The organism is Xenorhabdus japonica (assembly GCF_900115195.1).
Taxonomy (GTDB): Bacteria; Pseudomonadota; Gammaproteobacteria; order Enterobacterales; family Enterobacteriaceae; genus Xenorhabdus; species Xenorhabdus japonica.
In genome coordinates, this window is sequence record NZ_FOVO01000002.1 from 101,467 (window position 1) to 125,009 (window position 23,543).

20 protein-coding genes and 1 other annotated feature are annotated in these 23,543 nt (G+C 42.1%); of the genes, 14 read left to right on the plus strand and 6 right to left on the minus strand.

Translation table 11 applies throughout. The features are described 5' to 3' along the window. Nucleotides 1–221: 221 nt before the first annotated feature. Both BM135_RS01445 and dkgA read left to right on the plus strand, forming a co-directional pair. Nucleotides 222–893 carry a DedA family protein gene (locus BM135_RS01445; RefSeq protein ID WP_092517137.1) on the plus strand — a complete coding sequence of 224 codons (672 nt, stop codon included), beginning with the start codon at nt 222–224 and terminating at the stop codon, nt 891–893. A 362-nt stretch (nt 894–1,255) separates the two neighbouring features. Then, nucleotides 1,256–2,086 carry a 2,5-didehydrogluconate reductase DkgA gene (gene dkgA / locus BM135_RS01450; protein WP_092517138.1) on the plus strand — a complete coding sequence of 277 codons (831 nt, stop codon included), beginning with the start codon at nt 1,256–1,258 and terminating at the stop codon, nt 2,084–2,086. Nucleotides 2,087–2,089: 3 nt separating this feature from the next. On the opposite strand, the gene BM135_RS01455 is transcribed toward dkgA, so the two are convergent. After that, complete coding sequence (locus BM135_RS01455) at nt 2,090–2,758, minus strand: YtjB family periplasmic protein (protein WP_092517140.1); 669 nt, start codon at nt 2,756–2,758, stop codon at nt 2,090–2,092. 132 nt (nt 2,759–2,890) lie between these two features. Between BM135_RS01455 and serB the strand changes: the two genes are divergently transcribed. The 4 genes from serB to BM135_RS01475 all read left to right on the plus strand — a co-directional run bounded on the left by serB (nt 2,891) and on the right by BM135_RS01475 (nt 8,580). Further along, entirely contained in the window at nt 2,891–3,868 is a 978-nt protein-coding gene (serB, locus tag BM135_RS01460) for a phosphoserine phosphatase (RefSeq protein ID WP_092517142.1), read from the plus strand. 39 nt (nt 3,869–3,907) lie between these two features. Continuing rightward, nucleotides 3,908–5,290 (plus strand): DNA repair protein RadA, encoded by a 1,383-nt coding sequence (radA, locus tag BM135_RS01465; protein ID WP_092517144.1) that lies wholly within the window; start codon nt 3,908–3,910, stop codon nt 5,288–5,290. 658 nt (nt 5,291–5,948) lie between these two features. Further along, complete coding sequence (gene nadR / locus BM135_RS01470; protein ID WP_092517145.1) at nt 5,949–7,175, plus strand: multifunctional transcriptional regulator/nicotinamide-nucleotide adenylyltransferase/ribosylnicotinamide kinase NadR; 1,227 nt, start codon at nt 5,949–5,951, stop codon at nt 7,173–7,175. A 676-nt stretch (nt 7,176–7,851) separates the two neighbouring features. After that, on the plus strand, nt 7,852–8,580 hold the full coding sequence (locus BM135_RS01475; protein WP_092517147.1) for an ATP-binding cassette domain-containing protein: 729 nt from the start codon (nt 7,852–7,854) through the stop codon (nt 8,578–8,580). 106 nt (nt 8,581–8,686) lie between these two features. Here the strand turns inward: BM135_RS01475 and ettA are convergent, their stop codons facing one another. Beyond that, nucleotides 8,687–10,354 (minus strand): energy-dependent translational throttle protein EttA, encoded by a 1,668-nt coding sequence (gene ettA, locus BM135_RS01480; protein ID WP_092517149.1) that lies wholly within the window; start codon nt 10,352–10,354, stop codon nt 8,687–8,689. A 408-nt stretch (nt 10,355–10,762) separates the two neighbouring features. Between ettA and sltY the strand changes: the two genes are divergently transcribed. Both sltY and trpR read left to right on the plus strand, forming a co-directional pair. Continuing rightward, nucleotides 10,763–12,682 carry a murein transglycosylase gene (gene sltY / locus BM135_RS01485; RefSeq protein WP_092517151.1) on the plus strand — a complete coding sequence of 640 codons (1,920 nt, stop codon included), beginning with the start codon at nt 10,763–10,765 and terminating at the stop codon, nt 12,680–12,682. Between the two features lie 57 nt (nt 12,683–12,739). Continuing rightward, nucleotides 12,740–13,063 (plus strand): trp operon repressor, encoded by a 324-nt coding sequence (gene trpR, locus BM135_RS01490; RefSeq protein ID WP_092517152.1) that lies wholly within the window; start codon nt 12,740–12,742, stop codon nt 13,061–13,063. A gap of 122 nt (nt 13,064–13,185) precedes the next feature. Here the strand turns inward: trpR and yjjX are convergent, their stop codons facing one another. After that, complete coding sequence (gene yjjX / locus BM135_RS01495) at nt 13,186–13,719, minus strand: inosine/xanthosine triphosphatase (RefSeq protein ID WP_092517154.1); 534 nt, start codon at nt 13,717–13,719, stop codon at nt 13,186–13,188. Nucleotides 13,720–13,773: 54 nt separating this feature from the next. Between yjjX and gpmB the strand changes: the two genes are divergently transcribed. Continuing rightward, nucleotides 13,774–14,421, plus strand: coding sequence for a 2,3-diphosphoglycerate-dependent phosphoglycerate mutase GpmB (gene gpmB, locus BM135_RS01500; protein ID WP_092517155.1), 648 nt, complete (start codon nt 13,774–13,776; stop codon nt 14,419–14,421). Here gpmB and robA read toward each other — a convergent pair. Then, nucleotides 14,418–15,299, minus strand: a complete 882-nt coding sequence (gene robA / locus BM135_RS01505) for an MDR efflux pump AcrAB transcriptional activator RobA (protein ID WP_092517157.1) — start codon at nt 15,297–15,299, stop codon at nt 14,418–14,420. The two genes, gpmB and robA, sit on opposite strands and share 4 nt — an antisense overlap. 441 nt (nt 15,300–15,740) lie before the next feature. Between robA and creA the strand changes: the two genes are divergently transcribed. Then, the gene (creA, locus tag BM135_RS01510) at nt 15,741–16,217 is read left to right on the plus strand and encodes a protein CreA (RefSeq protein WP_092517159.1); all 477 of its coding nucleotides are present in this window, start codon (nt 15,741–15,743) and stop codon (nt 16,215–16,217) included. Nucleotides 16,218–16,374: 157 nt separating this feature from the next. Here the strand turns inward: creA and arcA are convergent, their stop codons facing one another. Then, nucleotides 16,375–17,091, minus strand: a complete 717-nt coding sequence (gene arcA, locus BM135_RS01515) for a two-component system response regulator ArcA (RefSeq protein ID WP_092517161.1) — start codon at nt 17,089–17,091, stop codon at nt 16,375–16,377. 54 nt (nt 17,092–17,145) lie between these two features. On the opposite strand from arcA, the gene BM135_RS16840 reads away from it, so the two are divergent. The 4 genes from BM135_RS16840 to thrC all read left to right on the plus strand — a co-directional run bounded on the left by BM135_RS16840 (nt 17,146) and on the right by thrC (nt 22,602). Further along, the gene (locus BM135_RS16840; protein WP_175485882.1) at nt 17,146–17,307 is read left to right on the plus strand and encodes a hypothetical protein; all 162 of its coding nucleotides are present in this window, start codon (nt 17,146–17,148) and stop codon (nt 17,305–17,307) included. A gap of 466 nt (nt 17,308–17,773) precedes the next feature. Next, nucleotides 17,774–17,890 (plus strand) — a sequence feature (Thr leader region). Nucleotides 17,891–17,915: 25 nt separating this feature from the next. Next, nucleotides 17,916–20,375, plus strand: coding sequence for a bifunctional aspartate kinase/homoserine dehydrogenase I (gene thrA / locus BM135_RS01525; RefSeq protein WP_092517165.1), 2,460 nt, complete (start codon nt 17,916–17,918; stop codon nt 20,373–20,375). Continuing rightward, a complete protein-coding gene (gene thrB / locus BM135_RS01530; protein ID WP_092517167.1) occupies nt 20,357–21,307 on the plus strand; it encodes a homoserine kinase in 951 nt (316 codons plus the stop codon). The genes thrA and thrB overlap by 19 nt, the downstream gene beginning before the upstream one ends. Before the next feature lie 2 nt (nt 21,308–21,309). Next, nucleotides 21,310–22,602: a threonine synthase gene (gene thrC / locus BM135_RS01535; RefSeq protein WP_092517169.1), complete on the plus strand. Its 1,293-nt coding sequence runs from the start codon at nt 21,310–21,312 to the stop codon at nt 22,600–22,602. A gap of 102 nt (nt 22,603–22,704) precedes the next feature. On the opposite strand, the gene yaaA is transcribed toward thrC, so the two are convergent. Continuing rightward, a complete protein-coding gene (yaaA, locus tag BM135_RS01540) occupies nt 22,705–23,481 on the minus strand; it encodes a peroxide stress protein YaaA (RefSeq protein ID WP_092517171.1) in 777 nt (258 codons plus the stop codon). Nucleotides 23,482–23,543: the final 62 nt, after the last annotated feature.

The following is a 23,543-nucleotide window of genomic DNA, read 5'->3' on the forward strand; positions in this document are numbered from 1 at the left end:
GGGCTGAATCAAATCACCTCCCATCCCATCATTTTGCGGTACACTGGGACATACCCTTCGTCTTTCAAGTTGCCTCTTTGTTGGCTGCGCTCACTCTCCCCGGCCACATAGTTATCTATGCTCCCGGGGATTCGCTCCCTTGCTGCCGCGATGTACTTTGAAATCCATTGGGTATAGATCGTTTGTTAATTATTTTACTCGCAAAAATCACAGGATAAACAATGGATACGTTAAGCGAGATCGTACATGCACTCTGGCATCATGATTTTAACCAACTTGCCAATCCGGATGTCATCTGGGTTATTTATGGCGTCCTCTTTATCACGCTCGTATTGGAAAACGGGCTACTGCCAGCCGCCTTTTTACCCGGCGATACTTTGTTGGTGCTTTCCGGTGCCTTAATTGCCAAGGGTGTCATGAGTTTCATCCCCACGATAGTTCTGCTGACCATCGCAGCAAGTCTGGGTTGTTGGCTGGGTTATTTGCAGGGGCGATGGCTCGGTCATACTCACATTGTCAAAAACTGGCTGGCTCAGCTTCCTCTTCAATATCGTCAACGTGCCAATGTGTTATTTTCCAAACACGGACTGTCTGCCCTGCTTATCGGACGCTTTTTAGCATTTGTTCGTACTCTTCTGCCAACGTTTGCCGGGATTTCTGGCCTAAATAATAAACGCTTTCAATTTTTTAACTGGTTAAGTGGCTTTTTATGGGTCATTATTATTGTGGGATTTGGCTACATCTTGAACCAAATTCCTTTCATCAAAGCACATCAGGATCTGGTCATGAATATCTTGATGATCTTGCCCGTCATTCTACTGATCAGCGGGTTGTCTGCTTCTCTGCTGATGTATTGGCGTCATAAGAAAGGAGCATTAAAGAAGAACAAGTAATATGCTTACCGCTTTAACGTACTTGTCGTTTTGACGCGATCGCAAAACCACTATTTTTCTATTTACCAGGCTATTTACTAGACTATCAATTTACTAGGTTATCAGTACAAAATCCGAACAACTAGAGTCCATTCCAACAGGCAGCGTGATTACCAACTGTTTGGTTCTGCCCAAATTTAACATGCTGAATGACGTTCCCTGAATGGGATGGACAACTTCATAAACCAATATCGAAACATAAAAATAGATTCTCTGGTACAGCCAAAAACTTACATGGTTCTGTTAGTAAGGGGCAATGATTATGCAAAACTTCACACTGCACACACCCACTAAAATCATTTTCGGCAAAGAAGGAGGTCAGAATGGGTCAGCAGACAATTATTAAACTCGTTGATGAAAATCACATGCCACAATTGGGGCTTGGGGTTTGGAAAGCGAGTAATGAGCAGGTTGTTAAGTCTATCCATACCGCGTTAGAAGTCGGTTATCGCTCCATTGATACGGCAGCGATTTTTCATAACGAGGAAGGTGTAGGGAAAGCCTTGAAGGAAACTGATATCCCACGCGAAGAAATCTTCATTACCACCAAACTTTGGAATAATCGCCATCTGGATGCTAGTGCGGCATTACAAGAAAGTCTGGACAAACTACAGCTAGATTATGTTGATCTCTATCTCATTCAGTGGCCTGTGCCTGAACAAGATCATTATGTTGATGCCTGGGAACAACTGATTGAACTGAAAGAAGCTGGCCTAACTCGCAGTATTGGTGTGTGTAATTTTCATATCGAGCACTTGCAAAAAATAATGTTGGAAACTGGCGTGGTTCCCGTAATCAATCAAATTGAATTGCATCCCTTATTCCAACAGCGGCAACTTCACTCATGGAACGCCACCCATCATATTACAACCGAGTCTTGGAGCCCGTTATCACGAGGCGGAAAAGGTGTTTTTAATTCTCCACTGGTTGAACGCCTGGTGCTTAAATACGGTAAAACTCCAGCGCAAATTGTGATTCGCTGGCATCTTGAATGTGGAATGATTGTTATTCCTAAATCTGTTACTCCTTCCCGTATTAAAGAAAATTTCGATGTATTTGATTTCAGACTGGAAAAAGAAGACCTGACAGCTATGGCTGAGTTGGATATTGGCAAGCGGATAGGGCCAAATCCCGATACTTACAATCAGTTTTAATACTTAACCTGAATTCTGTTTTTCAACAGGGTTCAGGTCATGTACTTCATCGGAAGGCTTAGTATTGGCGGTCAGCAGATAGGGAGACTGCTGCCAGCGACTAGGGGATAGTTTCAGTAAGGTGTGAGCCAGAATAAATCCAATCGCCAAAGATAGCAGGAGCATTATCCTAAGTAAGTTAGTCGTGTTATCGACCTGCTTAGCCTCAGTTGCCAATTGATGAGTATCCAATGTCAGACGAAGAAAACCTTTTGGGCGATCTTTTCCCTGTATGGGTACTACGATTTGTTGGTTGAAATAGCCACTGGATTTTTTACCTTTCAACAATAATCGTTCACTAACAGAAATAGGTTCACCACTTTGTGCTATCTGCGTTCCGTTCTCCAGATAAACGGCGGCATCTAAAATGCGGCTGTAGCTAGTCAAGTAATCTAAACTAGCTACAATCTTTTTGTTATTAATATCCTGGCTATCATTCCCCATATCATCAGACAAGCTGAATGCAACCTGTTTTGCCAAAGTTTTCGCCAGATCTTCAAACTGATCCATCGGAACCAATTGTTGAGAACGGCTGAAATAGGAAACTCCCTGCATCAGCAGAACTAACAGTGCTATACATATTAATATAATCGCTGTCTTGTGCAGTCTAAGTTTTAGTTTTGCTTTTATCATCGTTATTTTATTCCATACTCATAAAGCACATGTTGCCAGATGTAGTATTGATAGGATAGTTTGAAAATAGAATAGTTTGAAAAGCATTTTTTGCCTCCACCAAATTATATGGAATTACAGGAGACTATGTTCATGTCGAATAATCTGGCCTATCGTTACTTACCGGATGAGATTCATAAATGGCCCGGATTACCCTTGTCCCTCAGCGGCGATGAAGTCATGCCACTGGATTATAGAGCAGGAGATAGCGGCTGGTTGCTGTATGGACGTGGTTTGAATAAACAGCGTATCAGTGATTTTCAGCATCGGCTCGGAGCAGCCATTGTAGTGGTTTCTTCGTGGCGAATTGATGATTATCAGGTTGTCCGCATTGCCGGTAGCCTTTCTCCTCGCATTAAACGACTGGCTGATGAGTGCCGTTTGGATGTCGTTCCATTGGGGCAGATCCCGCGTCTTCGCTCCCCCGGTTTATTGGTGATGGATATGGATTCCACCGCTATACAAATTGAGTGTATTGATGAGATTGCCCGTCTGGCAGGTGTTGGCGATAAGGTAGCGGAAATCACCGAGCGGGCGATGCAAGGCGAACTGGATTTTTCAGAAAGTCTGCGCGAGCGAGTTGCCCAGTTAGCAGGTGCCAACGCATCCATCTTGCAACAAGTGATGGAAACTCTTCCTCTCATGCCGGGGCTAACCAGCCTTGTTCGCAAGTTACAATCATTGGATTGGCACGTCGCAATTGCCTCCGGCGGCTTCACTTTCTTTGCCGATAATCTTCGCCAACAACTGCGTCTTTTTGACGCAGTCGCCAATCAACTGGAAGTAAAAGATGGCAAGCTAACCGGTAAGGTTAAAGGCCCGATTGTTGATGCGAAATACAAGGCAACCACGTTGATAAGATTGGCAAAAACTCTGGATATTCCTCTGAGTCAAACCGTCGCCATTGGAGATGGAGCCAATGATCTGAAAATGATCCGTAAGGCAGGATTAGGAATAGCCTATCACGCCAAGCCAAAAGTTTATGCCCAAGCCAAAGTTGCTATCCGCCATGCAGATTTAATGGGCGTTCTGTGTGTGTTGAGCGGTGGTTTAAAACACGAAGAACGTTAATGCCAACAGGCAAAAATCATTATATTGAGGGAGAACGAAGTGGCAAAAGCAGCAAAGCGGGCATTTGTCTGTAACGAGTGTGGTGCGGATTATCCCCGTTGGCAGGGGCAATGTACTGCGTGCCACGCATGGAATACTATTACGGAAGTACGTTTGGCCGCAGCTTCATCATCCCGTAATGAGCGTTTCAGCGGTTATGCGGGGGATACTGGTATCAGTAAGGTACAAAAACTCTCTGATATCAGTCTGGAAGAACTGCCCCGCTTTTCAACCGAGTTTAAAGAGTTTGACCGTGTTCTCGGCGGCGGTGTGGTTCCCGGCAGTGCCATTTTGATTGGTGGTAATCCCGGAGCAGGGAAAAGTACCCTGCTTTTACAAACCATGTGCCAATTATCAGCTCAGATGAAAACCCTGTATGTGACAGGGGAAGAATCATTGCAGCAGGTGGCGATGCGAGCACATCGGCTGGGTTTGCCGACAGATCAACTCAACATGCTATCGGAAACCAGCATTGAACAAATTTGTCTGATTGCAGAGCAAGAGCAGCCCAAACTCATGGTGATTGATTCAATTCAGGTCATGCACATGGCTGATATTCAATCGTCACCAGGCAGTGTTGCTCAGGTAAGGGAAACCGCAGCCTACCTGACACGGTTTGCCAAAACGCGGGGTGTAGCCATAATCATGGTTGGGCATGTGACAAAAGATGGCTCTTTGGCTGGCCCCAAGGTACTCGAACACTGTATAGACTGCTCCGTTATGTTGGATGGTGAAGCTGATTCCCGTTTCCGTACTCTACGCAGTCATAAAAACCGCTTCGGTGCCGTTAATGAGCTGGGCGTGTTCGCTATGACTGAACAGGGATTAAGGGAAGTGAGCAACCCTTCCGCCATTTTCCTGAGTCGTGGTGATGAAATTACCTCGGGTAGTTCGGTCATGATTGTCTGGGAAGGTACTCGCCCTTTACTTGTTGAAATTCAGGCATTAGTCGATCACTCCATGATGTCAAATCCACGCCGTGTAGCAGTAGGGCTTGAACAAAACAGGCTGGCTATTCTACTCGCAGTTTTGCATCGACACGGCGGCCTGCAAATGGCTGACCAAGATGTTTTTGTGAACGTTGTTGGCGGGGTAAAAGTCACGGAAACAAGTGCTGATCTGGCGTTATTGCTCTCTTTAGTTTCCAGTTTTCGTAATCGACCTCTGCCCCATGATCTGGTGGTCTTTGGTGAAGTGGGGTTGGCAGGTGAAATACGCCCCGTTCCCAGTGGACAAGAACGCATTTCAGAAGCAGCTAAACACGGTTTTAAACGAGCTATTGTTCCTTATGCCAACATGCCGAAAAAATCACTGCCTGATATGAAAGTATTTGGAGTCAAAAAATTGGCCGATGCCTTATCTATTCTAGATGATCTAGATTAAGAAAATTTTTTTATTTCTTCTGGATCTATACCCCCAATAGATTTCAAGTTAATACTTGAAATCTATTGGGAAGCGATTTAGGTATTTTTCCTAATTAACGAGAATATTTTCTGCCTGCCGTCACATAACAAATGAGGGATTTAATTTAATTAACACTCTTTATTTATCGATTTAAATTTTAAAAAATATTATTCAAAAATGAAAAATTCAGAATATTCTTAATTTAAGGATATAATCTAATAAAATTTCAGAGAAGTATTTTTATTCATTCTTATTAAATAAAAAATCAAGCTATTAAACATCACATTATTTAAATTTTTCTATTCTTACTAAGCGTCATTATTTATTGATCAAAAATCATTGGCTAAATTTAAACCAAAAATGGTTATGTAAATACTTATACATCGAATAAAGACAATCAATCTATCCAATAAAAATTCAACAAATACCATTATTATCCACTTTATGGATAAACCAAAAATTTAGTATTTGGTTATTTTATTTTATATATATACCTGATTATACAATTTTAAATACCAATAGTAGTTAAAATTACAGAATTTAACCCCAAAGCATCAATAAACAACCAATTTTGTTTTTACCTTTCATAATAAGCATGCTACCTTGTTTAGTATACTAAACAAAAAAAGGGGGTTTTATGGGGCAATTTGACTATTTAAAAGAGGCGATCAAACAGGCAGGTTACACGTTACAGCAAGTTGCTGATGCCAGCGGAATGACAAAAGGCTATCTAAGCCAACTTATTAACGACAAGATAAAGAGTCCTAGCGCGCAGAAGCTGGCTTCTCTTCATCAATACCTAGGACTGGCGTATCCCATGGAAAAGAAAACAACTGGAGTTGTGTTTGGTAAATTTTACCCATTACATACTGGACACATTTATTTGATTCAACGAGCATCCAGTCAAGTTGATGAATTACACGTTGTGCTTTGTTATGACAAAGTGCGTGATTGTGAGTTATTCATTAATAGTTCAATGTCTCAGCAGCCTACTGTAAGTGACCGCCTGAGATGGTTACTGCAAACATTCAAGTATCAGAAGAATATTCATATTTATGCATTTGATGAACAAGGAATGGAGCCATATCCAAACGGCTGGGAAGCATGGAGTAAAGGTGTTAAATCGTTTCTGGCAACAAAAAGTATCAATCCTGAATATATCTATTCCAGTGAATCACAGGATGTTTCTCGCTATAAAGAGTACTTCGGCATTGAAACCGTACTTATCGATCCACAACGCTCATTCATGAATATTAGCGGTAGCCAAATTCGCCAGGCTCCTTTCCGTTATTGGGAATATATCCCTACAGAAGTGAAGCCATTCTTTGTACGCAAAGTTGCTATTCTTGGTGGTGAATCCAGCGGGAAATCGACATTAGTGAATAAACTCGCCAATATGTTTAACACTACCAGCGCATGGGAATATGGACGTGAATACGTATTTTCCCATCTTGGGGGAGACGAAATGGCCTTGCAATACTCAGATTATGATAAAATTGCATTAGGTCATGCTCAATACATTGATTTTTCCGTTAAATATGCTAATAAAGTTGCATTTATTGATACTGATTTCGTGACAACACAGGCATTTTGCAAATACTATGAAGGAAAAGAACACTCTTTTGTTCAGGCAATGATTGATAAGTATCGCTTTGATTTAGTTATCTTTTTAGAAAACAATACTCCGTGGGTTGCCGATGGTTTAAGAAGTTTAGGCAGCGAACAAGACCGTAAAGAATTTCAACATTTACTTGAGGATTTGTTGAAGAAAAATAATATCGATTATGTCTGCGTCAACTCACCGGATTATGATCAGCGTTTTCTACGTTGTGTTGAACTAGTTCAACAAATGTTAATGGAGTAACTAAATTTTATATATAAAATAGATTACTCTTATATTATTATCATGATTAATTGATAGTGACTTATTATTCACTACAATCTTTATCACCTTGTATTCATACCATTTTAACATTTAATTAAATGTTAACTTTAGTTATTTTCACAATAGTAATAAAATAAATTGTGATAATAATATTTTTTGATACTTTAATTTTACTGTTTTGACTTGAATTACAGAGAAATAAGTCATTTAATGAACAGGTCTATTGATTTATTTATATAAAATTTATTAGTCATTAACAATTCCACAAATATTCTAGGTGTTTTTATCAATAACGGAGGTAATGAGAAGTAGCTTTAAAACATTAACGGAATATAAAATGACTTTTTCCTTATTATCAAAGTGGAATAAAAGTAGAAGAATTTATGCTATTTTTATTTGATTTAATCATTGTCTTAAGCATAATTTATTAATATTCTTGATTTTTTATTCTAATACTAAGAAACATCTCATTTATTAGATAGTCATTGTAAATAATAATTGACATAAGATGAGCATATCCTTGGTGAAGATGTTTCACATATAGACTATTTTTATTCATACAATACCATGAATATATTAATGTTATTACGAATGGATTTAGACAGCATATGTTAAGGAAAAAGCTTTAATCTTTTAACCTAATTGTGTTGAGAATATGAACTTAAATCAATTTAAATCGATTGAGGTTATCAATATTTCATATGGTTTAACTGGTACTACAGTTAATCATGAAATGATTTCAGATATCACATTTTCTATTATACCAGGTGAAATTACTTTGATAACAGGGCCGAAGGCATCGACTAACCGTACAATATTGTCGATTGCGTCGGGTATGTTACAACCAGATCAAGGAGATGTATTAATTAATAATAACAAGCTGAAACTAATGAATGATGTAGAATTAGGAAAGTTTCATAGTGAAAATAGTGGGTTTATTTTCCAAGATTTCAACCTATTTAGTGAACTTACGCTATTAGATAACTTGTTATTATCAACGTCTTATGGACTATCGCTTTCTCGCGAACAAGCAGAAAGAATCGCGCAGAAATCGTTGGATGTTGTGAAATTAGGTGATAAGAGCCGTTATTATCCAGGGGAACTGTCTGAAAACGAGAAACAGCTGGCTGCAATGGCGAAAGCCATAGTTAGAAGACCTGAATATTTATTTGCAGATGACCCAACACGCAATTTAGATCATCAGGCATTTCAGACGTTCATTAATATCTGTAAATTTATTGCACATGAACAAAAAGGCACAGTTGTCATTGCCTCCCAAGATAAACGCCTGATGCAGCATGCAAGTAGCGTTATCACTTTGGCAAGGGGAAAGGCTGTTAAAACTTATGAGTCCGTTATGGAACAACGAGTTTTAGTGCAGTAACGTAGTAATGCAATAATTTAGTGACTATCAATAAAAAACGGCCTGATATCAGGCCGTTTTTCTATACATCAAATTTACTACTCAGCAAATTTACTTGCTATCAGACTTACTTGCTGATCTTTTTATATTTGATGCGGTGAGGCTCCAGTGCTTCAGCCCCCATAGTTCGCTTCTTGTAATCTTCGTATTCACTAAAGTTCCCTTCAAAGAAGGAAACTTTACCTTCATCCTGATAATCAATAATGTGTGTCGCGATACGGTCAAGGAACCAACGGTCATGGGAAATAACCATCGCACAGCCCGGGAATTCCAGCAGGGCGTTTTCCAAAGCGCGTAGAGTTTCAATGTCCAAATCGTTGGTTGGTTCGTCAAGCAGCAACATGTTGCCGCCAACTTGCAGCAGTTTGGATAAATGCAGACGACCACGCTCACCACCAGACAATTCGCCAACACGCTTGCCTTGATCTACGCCTTTGAAGTTAAAACGGCCAACATAGGCACGGCTTGGAATTTCAAAGTTGCCAATGCGCATAATGTCTTGACCGCCTGAAACCTCTTCCCAAACGGTTTTGCTGTCATCCATGTTATCGCGGAACTGATCAACAGACGCCAATTTAACAGTTTCACCCAATGTAATCGAACCAGAATCTGGCTGCTCTTGACCGGATAACATACGGAACAGAGTTGATTTACCGGCACCATTCGGGCCGATGATCCCAACAATCGCCCCTTTCGGCAGGGAGAAATTCAAGTTGTCGATCAGAACGCGATCATTGTAAGATTTGGTCAGATTGGTGACTTCCAGTACCTTGTCCCCCAAACGTGGGCCAGGTGGAATGAACAATTCACTGGTTTCATTGCGCTTCTGGTAGTCGACGTTATTAAGTTCTTCAAAGCGAGCCAGACGTGCCTTGCCTTTTGCCTGACGTCCTTTCGGATTTTGGCGAACCCACTCAAGTTCTTTCTCAATGGATTTACGGCGAGCCGCTTCTGATGCTACTTCCTGTGCCAGACGAGCATCTTTTTGTTCCAGCCATGAGGAGTAGTTGCCTTCCCATGGAATGCCTTCACCACGATCAAGCTCCAAGATCCAGCCAGCAACGTTATCAAGGAAATAACGATCGTGGGTAATCGCAACCACAGTGCCTTCGTAATCATGCAGGAAGCGTTCTAACCATGCGACAGATTCAGCATCAAGGTGGTTAGTCGGTTCGTCAAGTAACAGCATGTCTGGTTTTTCCAGTAACAGGCGACAAATCGCTACACGACGACGCTCACCACCGGACAGATGTTCAATCTTAGCATCCCATGCAGGCAGGCGCAGGGCATCAGCCGCTCGCTCAAGCTGGTTTTCCAGATTGTGCCCGTCATGAGATTGGATTATCGCTTCCAGCTCACCTTGCTCTTTTGCCAGCTTATCAAAATCCGCCTCCGGCTCAGCATAAGCGGCATAGACTTCATCAAGGCGAGTCAGGGCATTTTTAACTTCGCTAACAGCTTCTTCCACTGCTTCACGAACGGTATGTTCAGGATTAAGTTTAGGTTCCTGCGGTAGATAGCCGATTTTAATGCCCGGTTGTGGGCGAGCTTCGCCCTCAATATCTTTATCAATACCCGCCATGATGCGCAGCAAGGTAGATTTACCCGCACCATTCAAGCCGAGAACACCGATTTTTGCTCCAGGGAAAAAACTCAGAGAAATATTTTTCAGAATATGCCTTTTCGGGGGCACAATTTTACCCACCCGATGCATACTATAAACATATTGAGCCAATGTATTTTACCTTTTAATTAATCAGGAAATTTTTAAAATTGTTTGCATTTATAGGACTTGAAGGGCGTATTTTACCCTAAATTTTACGTATCGTGTTTTTACGTATCATGTCACCACCTAATTAGAGATAAAGTTAGGTACTCCGTGACCGCAAACGGTAAAGATCATCTGAATGTGGAACTTCTGTTTATGGACAGTATCGCTATTCCAGCCTGTTGATTGTATTCGCTACGGAATGGAAAACAAACAGGCTTGCCGCTGCTCTTATCAAATAACACTATTCCAATGCGTTCCGTTCTGTCTTCGCCAATTGTAATAACTTGTATCAATAATATGATTATAATTACATAGCATTTGGGCACTGGGTATTGGGACACTGATAGTAGTCTTCTGGAGGAGTATCTGGCAATGAATAAGTGGCAGCATTTCGTTATGGCTGTAAGTATGGTTTCTGTTGTTGCGGGAGCGGCACATGCTGATTCTCTGTATGCTCAACGTCAGCGATATAAAGAAATACAACAGGCATGGAACGCAAAAAATATGGTGGAAGTGGCACGGTTGATGCCAACACTGAAAAATTACCCGCTGTACCCTTATCTTGAACATCACCAATTATCTCAGAATTTGGCAATTGCAACTCCTGAGCAAATACACCACTTTATTAATACTTACCCTACTCTGCCATTAGCGCGTTCACTAACTCCGCAATTTATCAATATACTGGCCAATAATGGTGACTGGAACGGCATCCTGGCATTCAATTCCAGCCCTCCAAGTGCAATTAAAGGACGCTGCAATTATTACTTTGCACAATGGGCAACAGGACACCAGCAAGTCGCCTGGAAAGGAGCACAAGAAATTTGGCTAAACGGCAATTCACTGCCTGATGACTGCAATAAACTATTCAATGCCTGGGAGCAAGCTGGATACCTCTCTACAAATTTAATTTTGCAGCGTATCCAATTGGCAATGAAAGCCAATGATGCCACGTTGGTTACCTATATTGCCAAGCGCTTGCCATTGGATTATCAGCGCCTGGGAGCAAGTTTGATAAAGCTGCAACATGATCCTGAATTTATTGAACAATTCGCCACAACATCAACTCCAACCGATTTTACCCGCTCGGTTATCGTGACAGTCTTTCCCCGGTTTGCCCGCATAAATGCTGAACGTGCCATAGAAAGTATCCCGATACTTGTCCGCTCACAAAAGATGAATGATGCCGAGCGACAGCAATTAAAAGATAACGTCGCATGGCAATTGATGAAAAACGTTACGCCAGAACTGGCAAAATGGCGGGACGATACCATTCTCCATTCACATTCAATCGAGTTGCTTGAACGACGTACTCGCTTGACATTACAGTATATGGGGCATCCTGGGCTTGAAAAATGGATTGCGTTGATGCCCCCAAAAACATTGCAACAAGATGAATGGCAATATTGGAGTGCCATGATTCTGCTCAATCAGGGAAAAACCACTGAAGCCAATACCATATTACGTAAACTGACCAGGTATCGTGGTTTTTATCCTATGGCGTCAGCCCTAAAATTAAATATGTCCTATCCTCTAATCATCAATAAAATAGAGAAGCCCGATAGCTCCCTTACCAATATGCCGGAAATTAAGCGTATCCGCGAGTTACTGTATTGGAATATGGATGACCGAGCACGCTCAGAATGGATTAGCTTGGTTTCTTCGCAAAATCGCGTGAAACAGAAGCAGTTAGCTCGTTATGCGTTTGAGCAACAGTGGTCAGCATTCAGTGTACAGGCAACCATTGTGGGAAAAATGTGGAATCATCTCGAAGAACGTTTCCCGCTAGCGTGGAAAAACGAATTTGCAAACTTCACATCAGATAAAAGTATTTCCCAGAGTTATGCAATGGCAATTGCCCGTCAGGAAAGTGCATGGAATCCACAAGCGCGTTCTTCCAAAGGAGCCAGCGGGTTAATGCAGATCATGCCAAAAACCGCCGAATATACGGTAAAGAGTAAGAAAATTCAGGGTTATGTCAGCAGCAGTCAATTAATGAACCCTATTACGAACATTAAAATTGGTACGGCTTACCTAGACTCAGTCTACCAGCGTTTTGGTAATAACCGGATTCTTGCCAGTGCTGCTTATAATGCTGGCTCTGCAAATGTTGATCGTTGGTTGGCTAATACCTCAGGGAACATCGATCCAATCGCCTTTATTGAGAGCATTCCTTTTCCTGAAACACGTAACTATGTCAAAAACGTTCTTGCCTACGATATGTTCTACAATCATCTTATGGGGAAAATGACTAACGTGCTGACTGATGAAGAATGGCAAAGACGTTATTAATTTAAAAGATATAATATGATATGCTGCCATACTAGTTAAATAGTATGGCAGTTAATTATGACACCTAATCATTTGATTGATCCTGCACTTTCCCCTGAAGATGGCGATGACTGGCTCGCTTTTGTCGGACTGTTACAAACCGCATTTGAACAAAATTTGCAACATTCTATTTTGCAGCTATTATTGACTCCTGATGAACGCACTGCTTTATCAACTCGGGTGAGAATCATTCAGGAATTGATGTGTGGGCAAATGAGCCAACGTGAACTGAAAAATGAGTTGGGTGTAGGCATTGCAACAATTACGCGTGGTTCCAATAGCTTAAAAAATGCACCAGATCATGTTAAAAAATGGCTGGAGACGCAGTTATTAACTGATTGAAAATAGCCACTATAAAATAACGGTTGAAGTCATTCGGTGGGGGCCATCCAATCGTGCCCCCAAATAGCTATTTTATTACATATCGCGTAATTATATACAGTTGGCGTTAGGTAGACGCACCGTTAAGATTGGTTATTTAACTCTTTGTAAACTTCATGATGGATAGGCACAAGAGCCAGTATCAGGGCTTGATGATAAACGCTGGTACGCGTAAGAATACCGTTGGTGAAGAAGCCGATCGCACCACCTTTCTGCTTGATATTATCAATGCCAGCTACACCTGCCATTTCATGGCCAAGTTCGCGTCCTTGACGAATGCCTTCCAAGACTTTTTCAGGCAACATCAGGCTAGCGGAACGCGATTCTCCCCGAATTTGTTTATACTCAACGACCATCCAGGCAAACGTCATGTCACCTTCAATTCCTGCTTCAACCCCAACCCAGAAATCAGCTTCTGGCCGGACTTGCCGAGCAGCCATAACTCGATGACGAGCACCTGTGCGGGTTTCAGTATTACCAATAGGTTGTTGAGGTACGCTGCTGTCTACATTGACATCTTCTATGTGGTAAGAGTCCGGGCCAAAAACATCATCGAATGCAAGGCTAATCGCTTTTATCTTCGCAGGGTTAGTTGTTGCTGCAATAACGTGGTACATATAAATAAATTATCCTTTGAATTATTTCATGATGCAGTATAACGGAAAATAACTATGTTACAGGTCTATCTTGTTCGTCATGGCGAAACCGAATGGAACGTGGCTCATCGTATTCAGGGGCAATCTGACAGTCCTTTGACTGAAATTGGGCGGCGCCAAGCTCACTTGGTCGCGCAAAGAGTTAAATCAGAAAACATTACCCATGTTATCACCAGTGACCTTGGCCGGACACGCCAAACAGCAGAAATCATCGCTAAAGCCTGTGGCTGCGACGTCATACTGGAACCACGCCTGCGAGAGTTACATATGGGCGTTCTGGAAAATCGCGAACTAAGTTCCCTCACACCTGAAGAAGAGTCTTGGCGCAAAAGTCTTGTCGATGGTACACCAAATGGACGGATCCCAGAAGGTGAATCGATGCATGAGGTATCTGCCCGTATGCGCGCCTCACTGGAAGACTGCCTCAATCTGCCTGTCGGCAGCCGTCCACTGTTGATAAGTCATGGAATGGCACTCGTCAGTTTGATCTGTTCTATTCTAGGTCTTCCTGCTAATTCAGAGCGCCGCCTGCGATTAAGAAACTGTTCCATCTCGCGCGTGGATTATCAGAATAGCCCATGGCTGGCTTCAGGTTGGATAGTTGAGACAACGGGCGATATCACGCATCTGGATATGCCCGCCCTGGATGAATTACAAGGTTAACGCTCAATTGGGATGAGATACTCAAATTCAACAACATGATTTTGGGACTCATCCTCAAGATTTTTCCATTCAAGGTTAGTGAGGTAATATCGCTCGACATCGTACCCCTTTCTGCGAGTGATGTTTAGTGTTGGCAGACAGACACCATAAATGGTAAAGAGGAATTCTTGTAACTGTTCTTTATCACCAAAATAACTGAATGAAATATAATCCCCACCCGGCAAGACAACAGGATGACTTTCTTTAGTATCAAAGGTCGCATATTCTGGCTCTATGGCCGTGGTATAGAATACAGTCTGTTCATCTTCATGCTCCATACTGAGAGTAGTATGGTGTAATCCATAAAGCCTCGGTGGTAATACCTCTGCATCCTGTAGGTATTTAATCCAGAAATCATGGCGCATATTCTTGCAAGCTTCTGACCACTGCTCAAGCATATAGCTACAAGTGTGCTCAGTACCGATAAGCGGCTTCTCTTCTAATGTGACATATTTGTGCTTTGGCAGGGGTTTGTTATCCAGCAAGATAGGAGGGCATATTCCCTTTGCGCACCACTCTTCGCTTCGACGATAGGATGCTGGCGTTCGGTCAAATTGTTTCTTGAAAGCTCTAGTGAAAGTTTGCTGAGAATCAAAGCGATATTGCAAGGCAATGTCCAAAATAGGACGGCTGGTTAAACGTAATGCAACGGCAGCTCTGGATAATCTTCTCGCGCGGATATAAGAACCGATTGCCTGACCTGTTATATCCTTGAACATACGCTGTAAGTGCCATTTGGAGTAACCCGCTTTTGCTGCAACATTATCAAGGGACAATGGACGATCCAGATTATTATTTACCCAATGTAGCAAGTCTCGAATGATATTGGTTTGATCCATACATATCCCTAAGTCATTAAGACAAAAATCAATTGATTGATAAATCTTACTATCACTAACTAATATTTATTTCATGAGTACCAATAGACTTGATACTATGTCAAGTATTGTCTTGGCAAATAAATCAATAGCATGGAATATAAGAAAAAATCACTATTGACGTGTTGAATGTCGCTCTGGTACCAATGCCGCAGCTTTTTGCTTGAAATGCCGCCTATTTTAGCGTCTTAAACGGAGAACAAATCGTCAACGAAATAGATTTAAAAGCCATTGATCGCTCGTCTTGGTGCATATTCAGCTATAATGCCACGGTTTTTCACCGCAGATGTTTTCACTACAAATGCATTCACAGTGAAAATAGCTTGATTGAAACTATTAATTTACATTATATGTGAATGATAGATATTTTCACTGTATTTATTTAATTCAAATGGACTAAATATGGGAACAATAAAGAAAGTAGCAGTAGCGGCAGCCTTACTCTTTTCTCCTGTGATTCTACATGCTGAAGAGATCGGTTCGGTTAACACGGCGTTCAAAATTTTGGGACCTGATAATAAAATAGTAATAGAAGCCTTTGATGATCCTGACGTTAAAAATGTCACCTGCTATTTGAGCAGAGCCAAGACCGGAGGAATTAAGGGAGGATTAGGATTGGCAGAAGATACATCTGATGCGGCCATATCCTGCCAACAAGTTGGTCCGATTGAGTTAGCCGATAAAATAAAGGAATCCACCCAGCAAGGACAAGTCGTCTTCCAGAAACGTACTTCTTTGGTATTTAAAAAATTACAGGTTGTACGCTTCTATGATAAAAATCGCAATTCTCTGATTTACTTGACCTATTCTGACAAAATAATCAATGGATCTCCTAAAAATGCGATCAGTGCCGTGCCAATTATGCCATGGAAAAAGTGAATAGATCATTGAAGCAAACACTATCCAAAAAGCCCTGATGTCATAAGACATACAGGGCTTTTTGACAAATAAGCTACATCATCAAACGATTATGTACCTGTAAAGTTATCTACCTATAAAAAATAACACCTCTAAAGAAGTATCGAATAGGTATCAATTAGTCTTCTAACACACCACAGAAACGGTAACCTTCACCGTGGATGGTCACAATGATTTCTGGGGTATCTGGTGTCGACTCAAAATGTTTACGAATACGGCGAATAGTGACATCAACAGTACGATCGTGAGGCTTCAGTTCACGACCGGTCATTTTTTTCAACAACTCAGCACGGGTCTGGATTTTTCCTGGATTTTCACAGAAATGAAGCATCGCGCGGAATTCACTACGCGGCAGTTTGTACTGATCTCCCATTGGGCTAACCAAAGAACGGCTATTGATATCCAGTTCCCACCCACTGAACTTATAACTTTCAACTTGACGACGTTCTTCACCTGAATGATTCAGATTCATTGTCCGCAAAAGCAAATTCCGCGCACGGATGGTTAACTCACGCGGGTTAAATGGCTTGGTTATATAGTCATCAGCACCGATTTCGAGACCAAGGATTTTGTCCACTTCATTGTCACGGCCTGTTAAAAACATCAAGGCGACATTTGCCTGCTCGCGTAATTCACGGGCAAGCAATAATCCGTTTTTACCTGGTAGGTTGATATCCATAATCACTAAATTGATAGCGTTATCTGACAGAATGTTGTGCATTTCTGAACCGTCAGTGGCTTCATAAACGATATACCCTTCAGCTTCAAAAATGCTTTTAAGAGTATTGCGTGTGACAATTTCATCTTCAACAATCAAAATGTGCGGAGTTTGCATGGTTGCTACCTAAAATCGCTAAAAAACAGAATCTGTGTGACACAAGCTGTTATTATGAAAAGAAAATATGCTGATTTTGTTCTGAGTCACAAAAAACCAGCTTATGCCCAAAATAAATATTTTGATATGTTTTATGCTAAAAGCCAGCGTCGCTTTGCGGGAGGGTACATACCTGAAAAAACCCGATTTAAACAAGGCACCATATTAATCTATTAACAGCAATATAACAGCTAGTAATGCGTTTGCCTTATAAAAAAACTAACTTTTGTTGATACATATCAAAACCAATTGTAGCATGTTAACATTAATTATAATTGTTAATTTTTATCTGGGTAATTTGTTATTAGCATGTTAATTACCATCGGGTTGTCGTGAGTGCTTAAAGAGATTGGCTCAGTATTAAAACACCCAGACAGCACGTTTTTATCATAAAGATTAAATAATTAAAAAATATGTTTTTTTTCAAAATTAAATTTTATTAAAAAAGCAATTAACCAGATAATGGTTTGTTAATTTTGTTATGTATTGAATAATTACGATACAAAAAATGACGACTTTCTCTTCTTCCATCCTAAAAAATATTTGACATTGACCACAATTTAATTTACCCAATATAGGGTTAAACGAATCAAAAGACAGACAGGAAACTATGCACCATATCAGCCCGAAAAAAATGGCTCTTATAAACGCCACGACAACCACCACGATTACCACCAGAACCATGAGTTGCGGTGCGGGCTGACACATACACATAAAATAACAATAAGCCCGTATCCCACAAGATACGGGCTTTTTTTTGGCAGAAAATCAGGAGAAGAATGTTAATGAGAGTATTGAAATTTGGGGGAACCTCAGTTGCAAATCACCAGCGTGTACTGAGTGTCGCAGATATCGCCGAGAATGAGTTATCCCTTGGGCAAGTTGCCTTAGTACTCTCTGCACCGGCAAAAATCACTAACCATCTGGTGGCAATGATTGAAAAAACGATTGCAGGGCAAGACATTGTTTCCAATATGAGCGATGCCACCCAAATCTTTACTGATTTGTTATTAGGGTTAAAAGAGCAACAAGCAGGGTTTGATTATGAGCGTCTGAAAGGGATAGTAGAGCGTGAACTGGCCAGCCTTAAGCAGATTCTGCACGGCATTTTCTTGTTAAAACAATGTCCAGATAGTATTAATGCCTCCCTGATCTGTCGTGGTGAAAAACTATCGATTGCCATCATGGAAGCAGTATTACAGGCTCGTGGCTATAAAGTGACTGTCATTGATCCCGTCAAAAACCTTTTGGCACACGGGTATTGTCTCGAATCCACCATCGATATCCATGAATCTTCCAAACGAATTGCTGAACTTAACATTCCTGCTGACCACATCATTCTGATGGCTGGCTTCACTGCGGGTAATGAAAATGGCGAATTGGTCGTGCTAGGACGCAATGGCTCTGACTATTCGGCCGCAGTACTGGCAGCTTGCCTGCGAGCAGATTGTTGCGAAATCTGGACTGATGTAGACGGTATTTACACTTGTGATCCAAGGGCGGTTAAAGATGCACGCTTGCTGAGAAGCCTATCATACCAAGAAGCAATGGAATTATCTTATTTTGGTGCGAAAGTTCTTCATCCCCGTACCATCGCCCCTATTGCCCAATTTCAAATCCCTTGTCTGATAAAAAACACCGCTAATCCTGATGCTCCCGGAACTTTCATTGGTAATGGGAAAAATGATGAGAACATACCGATCAAGGGCATTACCAACCTGAATCACATGGCAATGATCAATGTCTCCGGCCCCGGATTGAAAGGCATGGTCGGGATGGCGGCACGGATATTTTCCGTGATGTCTCGTGAAGGCATTTCCGTTGTGTTGATTACACAATCTTCGTCAGAATACAGCATCAGTTTCTGCGTGCCGCAAAAAGAGTTGCTGAAAGCGCAAAAGGCGCTGACAGGAGAGTTTTATCTGGAATTGAAAGATGGCATACTTGATCCCATTGACGTTATGAATAATCTTGCCATCATCTCAGTCGTTGGAGATGGCATGCGTACCCAGAGAGGAATTTCAGCCCGTTTTTTCTCCGCCTTGACACGCGCCAACATCAACATCATTGCTATTGCGCAAGGCTCTTCCGAGCGTTCCATTTCCGCTGTAATTGAAAATGATGCAGCAACTACGGCTGTCCGACTCTGCCACCAAATGCTGTTTAACACCGCTCAAGTTGTTGAAGTCTTTGTTGTCGGTGTAGGGGGTGTGGGCAGTGCTTTAATCGAGCAAATACGCCGTCAACAAATCTGGCTCAAGCAGAAACACATCGAACTGCGCGTCTGTGGTATAGCCAACTCCCGCGCTTTGCTGACTGATATGCAAGGTATCTGTTTGGATAACTGGCAACAAGCACTCTCAGAAGCAACTGAGCCTTTCAGCCTGAGTCGTCTGATCCGTCTTGAAAAGGAGTACCATCTCCTGAATCCGGTCATTGTAGACTGCACTTCTAATCAGTCGATTGCGGAACAATATGCCAGCTTCCTCGGCGACGGCTTTAACGTTGTCACACCGAACAAAAAAGCCAATACTTTGTCGATGGCTTATTACCGCCAAATCCGTCAGGCGGCAGAAAAATCAAAGCGCAAATTCCTGTATGACACCAACGTAGGGGCTGGATTGCCTGTTATCGAAAACTTACAGAATCTGCTTAATGCCGGTGATGAATTAGTGCAATTCAGTGGCATCCTGTCTGGTTCTCTGTCCTATATCTTCGGCATGCTGGATGAAGGTATGACGCTTTCACAAGCAACCATGCTGGCAAAAGAGAAAGGCTTTACTGAACCCGATCCACGGGATGATCTCTCAGGCATGGATGTTGCCCGAAAACTACTGATTTTGGCGAGAGAGGCGGGCTATGAACTGGAACTGGAAGATATCCATGTTGAACCAGTTTTACCAGCATCGTTCGATGCCAATGGCGATGTTGGCAGCTTCCTGCAACGTTTGTCACAATTGGATCAGGAATTCAGCCAACGTGCGGGAGATGCCGCTGAACAAGGGAAAGTTTTACGTTATGTTGGCTTGATTGAACATGGTCGTTGTACAGTGAAAATGGTCTCTGTTGATGGCAACGATCCACTTTATAAAGTCAAGAATGGCGAAAATGCGCTGGCTTTCTATACCCGTTATTATCAACCTATCCCACTGGTATTACGTGGTTATGGCGCAGGGAATGATGTAACGGCAGCAGGAGTTTTTGCTGATATATTACGCACTCTATCATGGAAATTGGGGGTTTAATGGTTGTCAGGGTTTATGCGCCTGCCTCAATCGGGAATGTTGGCGTCGGATTTGATGTGCTTGGCGCAGCGGTTTCTCCCGTTGATGGCTCGTTGCTTGGAGATTGTGTCTCCATAAGTGAAGCTGAAAGTTTCAGTCTGAATAATGAAGGACAATTTGTCGGCAAGTTACCTACTGATCCCAAAGAAAATATTGTCTACCAATGCTGGCAACTTTTTTGTCAACGGCTGGGGAAAAAATTGCCCGTTACCATGACATTAGAGAAAAATATGCCGATTGGTTCGGGATTAGGCTCTAGTGCCTGTTCTGTAGTTGCTGGCTTAGTGGCATTGAATGAGTATGTAGGCCGCCCATTTAACCAAAACCAGTTGCTGGACATGATGGGAGAATTAGAAGGACGCATTTCCGGTAGTGTTCATTATGATAACGTCGCCCCCTGCTATTTAGGAGGGCTACAATTAATTTTATCCCAGGAAGATACTACCTGCCTGTCGGTTCCCGCGTTTGATGATTGGTTGTGGGTAATGGCTTATCCCGGCATCAAAGTATCGACATCAGAAGCCCGTGCGATCCTACCAAAACATTATGTCCGCAATGACATCATTGAGCATGGACGTCATTTTGCTGGTTTTATTCACGCTTGTCATACCCAACAACCAGAACTGGCTGCCAAATTAATGAAAGATGTTGTCGCGGAGCCTTATCGCACACAACTCTTACCAGGATTTACCAACGCACGTGATGTGGTCAAAAAGTTAGGGGCACTGGTGTGCAGCATTTCAGGTTCAGGCCCAACCCTCTTTGCCATTTGTAATGAAATGGCTGTAGCAGAAGAAGTCTCACAATGGCTGCAACAAAATTACGTACAGAATGATGAAGGCTTTGTTCATATTTGCCATCTGGATCTCGCAGGCGCACGACAGGTAAAGTAACCATGAAATTATATAACTTAAAAGACAGCAGTGAGCAGGTTAGTTTTTCACAAGCAGTAAAACAAGGGTTGGGTAAGCGACAAGGCCTCTTTTTTCCGCAGGATTTACCAGAATTCAGCCGTAATGAGATTGACGACTTATTGAAATTGGATTTTGTCAGCCGCAGCCAACGCATTCTCTCCGCCTTTATTGGCGATGAAATTCCCGCAGAGCAATTGGCAGACCGAGTGAAGAACGCTTTTGCTTTCCCTGCTCCCATCACTGCTGTCGAAGATGATATCGCTTCACTGGAGCTTTATCACGGTCCAACGCTAGCTTTCAAAGACTTTGGCGGTCGTTTCATGGCTCAAATTCTTGCTCAGATCGCGGGAGAAAAGCCCGTTACTATTTTGACAGCAACATCCGGTGATACCGGTGCCGCAGTTGCCCATGCTTTCTATGGCTTAGATAACGTACAGGTTGTGATCCTCTATCCCGAAGGCAAAATCAGCCCGTTGCAAGAAAAACTCTTTTGTACTTTAGGTGGCAATATCCATACAGTTGCTATCAAAGGGGATTTCGACGCTTGTCAGGCCTTGGTCAAACAGGCTTTTGATGACGAAGAATTGAAACAAGCCTTGCATCTCAATTCAGCCAACTCAATTAATATCAGCCGCCTACTGGCACAAATCTGTTATTACTTTGAAGCAGTTGCGCAGATCCCTGTAAAAAAACGTGAGCAGTTAGTCATTTCCGTTCCAAGTGGCAATTTCGGTAATTTGACCGCGGGACTACTGGCAAAATCGCTGGGACTACCGGTAAAACGTTTTGTTGCGGCAACCAATGTCAATGACACCGTTCCCCGTTATTTAGCAGAAGGTAGTTGGATGCCGCATCAGACTATCCCGACGCTGTCCAATGCAATGGATGTCAGTCAGCCCAATAACTGGCCGCGCATTGAAGAACTGTTCAAACGCAAAGGCTGGGAACTGAGTGAACTGGCTAACGGAGTTGTGGATGATGCGACTACTCAAAGCACCATGCGCGAACTAGCGGCAAAAGGCTATATTTCCGAACCACATGCTGCCATCGCTTATCGTGTCTTACGTGATCAATTGCAGGAAGGAGAATATGGCTTGTTCTTGGGCACTGCCCATCCAGCCAAATTCAAGGAAAGTGTCGAGACAACCCTCGGTCAGCCGCTGCCATTACCTGTAGAGTTGGCAGATCGAGCTGATTTAGCTTTGTTATCTCACTTTTTACCCGCTGATTTCTCAACGTTGCGAGAATTCCTGATGGAAAGAGCGCTGAAATAACATGGCATTTATCACTCCACCCATTTAATAGGTGGAGTGATTCCATGCGGGCTTTATTGATATTATAAATTAGCTGTACTGAAAATCAGTTATGCTGAAAAACTAATTCTTCTCAGGGCGCTTAAATACCAGCTCATTTCCTTTAGAAAGAGACTCATCAAAGAAATACCCTTCCAGATTGAACTCCACCAGCCGAGCTGGATCGGTCAGTTGATTCTGAATGATAAAACGGCTCATCAATCCACGGGCTTTTTTAGCATAGAAACTAATGACTTTGTATTTGCCATTTTTTTCATCAAGGAAAACAGGCTTGATAATCCGGGCGGCCAATTTTTTGGTATTTACCGATTTGAAATACTCATCTGATGCCAGATTAACCAAAACATCATCTCCTTGCTGTTCCAGTGCTACATTCAAGTTTTCAGTAATACGATCGCCCCAAAACTTATACAGATCTTTACCGCGCGGATTTTCCAGTTTAATTCCCATTTCCAAACGATAAGGCTGCATCAGGTCAAGAGGACGCAAAACGCCATACAAGCCAGATAAAATTCTCAAATGCGTTTGTGCAAAATCAAAATCGTCAGCGGAGAAAGTTTCTGCCTGCATACCAGTATAAACATCGCCCTTAAATGCCAAAATTGCCTGACGGGCATTTTCTGGTGTGAACTTTGGCTGCCATTCACCAAAACGAGCAGCATTCAATCCCGCCAACTTATCACTAATACTCATCAAACTACCGATTTGTGCAGGTGTTAAAGTCCGGCAAACATCAATCAGTTGTCGAGATTCCGCCAATAATAGCGGCTGACTAAATTTTTCTGTCGCGAGTAGACTTTCATAATCGAGTGTTTTTGCAGGTGAAATGGTAATAAGCATTATTTTTTCCTAATAATTCAGACTTTCCCCACTTTAGCAAAAAAGAACAAAAAGAGGAGAAT

Coding starts and splice junctions, on each gene's coding strand:
- BM135_RS01445 (WP_092517137.1), top strand. CDS start 222: ATGGATACGTTAAGCGAGATCGTACATGCACTCTGGCATCATGATTTT.
- yjjX (WP_092517154.1), bottom strand. CDS start 13,719: ATGTACCACGTTATTGCAGCAACAACTAACCCTGCGAAGATAAAAGCG.
- arcA (WP_092517161.1), bottom strand. CDS start 17,091: ATGCAAACTCCGCACATTTTGATTGTTGAAGATGAAATTGTCACACGC.
- sltY (WP_092517151.1), top strand. CDS start 10,763: ATGAATAAGTGGCAGCATTTCGTTATGGCTGTAAGTATGGTTTCTGTT.
- gpmB (WP_092517155.1), top strand. CDS start 13,774: ATGTTACAGGTCTATCTTGTTCGTCATGGCGAAACCGAATGGAACGTG.
- BM135_RS16840 (WP_175485882.1), top strand. CDS start 17,146: ATGAAAAGAAAATATGCTGATTTTGTTCTGAGTCACAAAAAACCAGCT.
- creA (WP_092517159.1), top strand. CDS start 15,741: ATGGGAACAATAAAGAAAGTAGCAGTAGCGGCAGCCTTACTCTTTTCT.
- trpR (WP_092517152.1), top strand. CDS start 12,740: ATGACACCTAATCATTTGATTGATCCTGCACTTTCCCCTGAAGATGGC.
- nadR (WP_092517145.1), top strand. CDS start 5,949: ATGGGGCAATTTGACTATTTAAAAGAGGCGATCAAACAGGCAGGTTAC.
- thrA (WP_092517165.1), top strand. CDS start 17,916: ATGAGAGTATTGAAATTTGGGGGAACCTCAGTTGCAAATCACCAGCGT.
- BM135_RS01455 (WP_092517140.1), bottom strand. CDS start 2,758: ATGATAAAAGCAAAACTAAAACTTAGACTGCACAAGACAGCGATTATA.
- thrC (WP_092517169.1), top strand. CDS start 21,310: ATGAAATTATATAACTTAAAAGACAGCAGTGAGCAGGTTAGTTTTTCA.
- yaaA (WP_092517171.1), bottom strand. CDS start 23,481: ATGCTTATTACCATTTCACCTGCAAAAACACTCGATTATGAAAGTCTA.
- robA (WP_092517157.1), bottom strand. CDS start 15,299: ATGGATCAAACCAATATCATTCGAGACTTGCTACATTGGGTAAATAAT.
- serB (WP_092517142.1), top strand. CDS start 2,891: ATGTCGAATAATCTGGCCTATCGTTACTTACCGGATGAGATTCATAAA.
- BM135_RS01475 (WP_092517147.1), top strand. CDS start 7,852: ATGAACTTAAATCAATTTAAATCGATTGAGGTTATCAATATTTCATAT.
- dkgA (WP_092517138.1), top strand. CDS start 1,256: ATGGGTCAGCAGACAATTATTAAACTCGTTGATGAAAATCACATGCCA.
- thrB (WP_092517167.1), top strand. CDS start 20,357: ATGGAAATTGGGGGTTTAATGGTTGTCAGGGTTTATGCGCCTGCCTCA.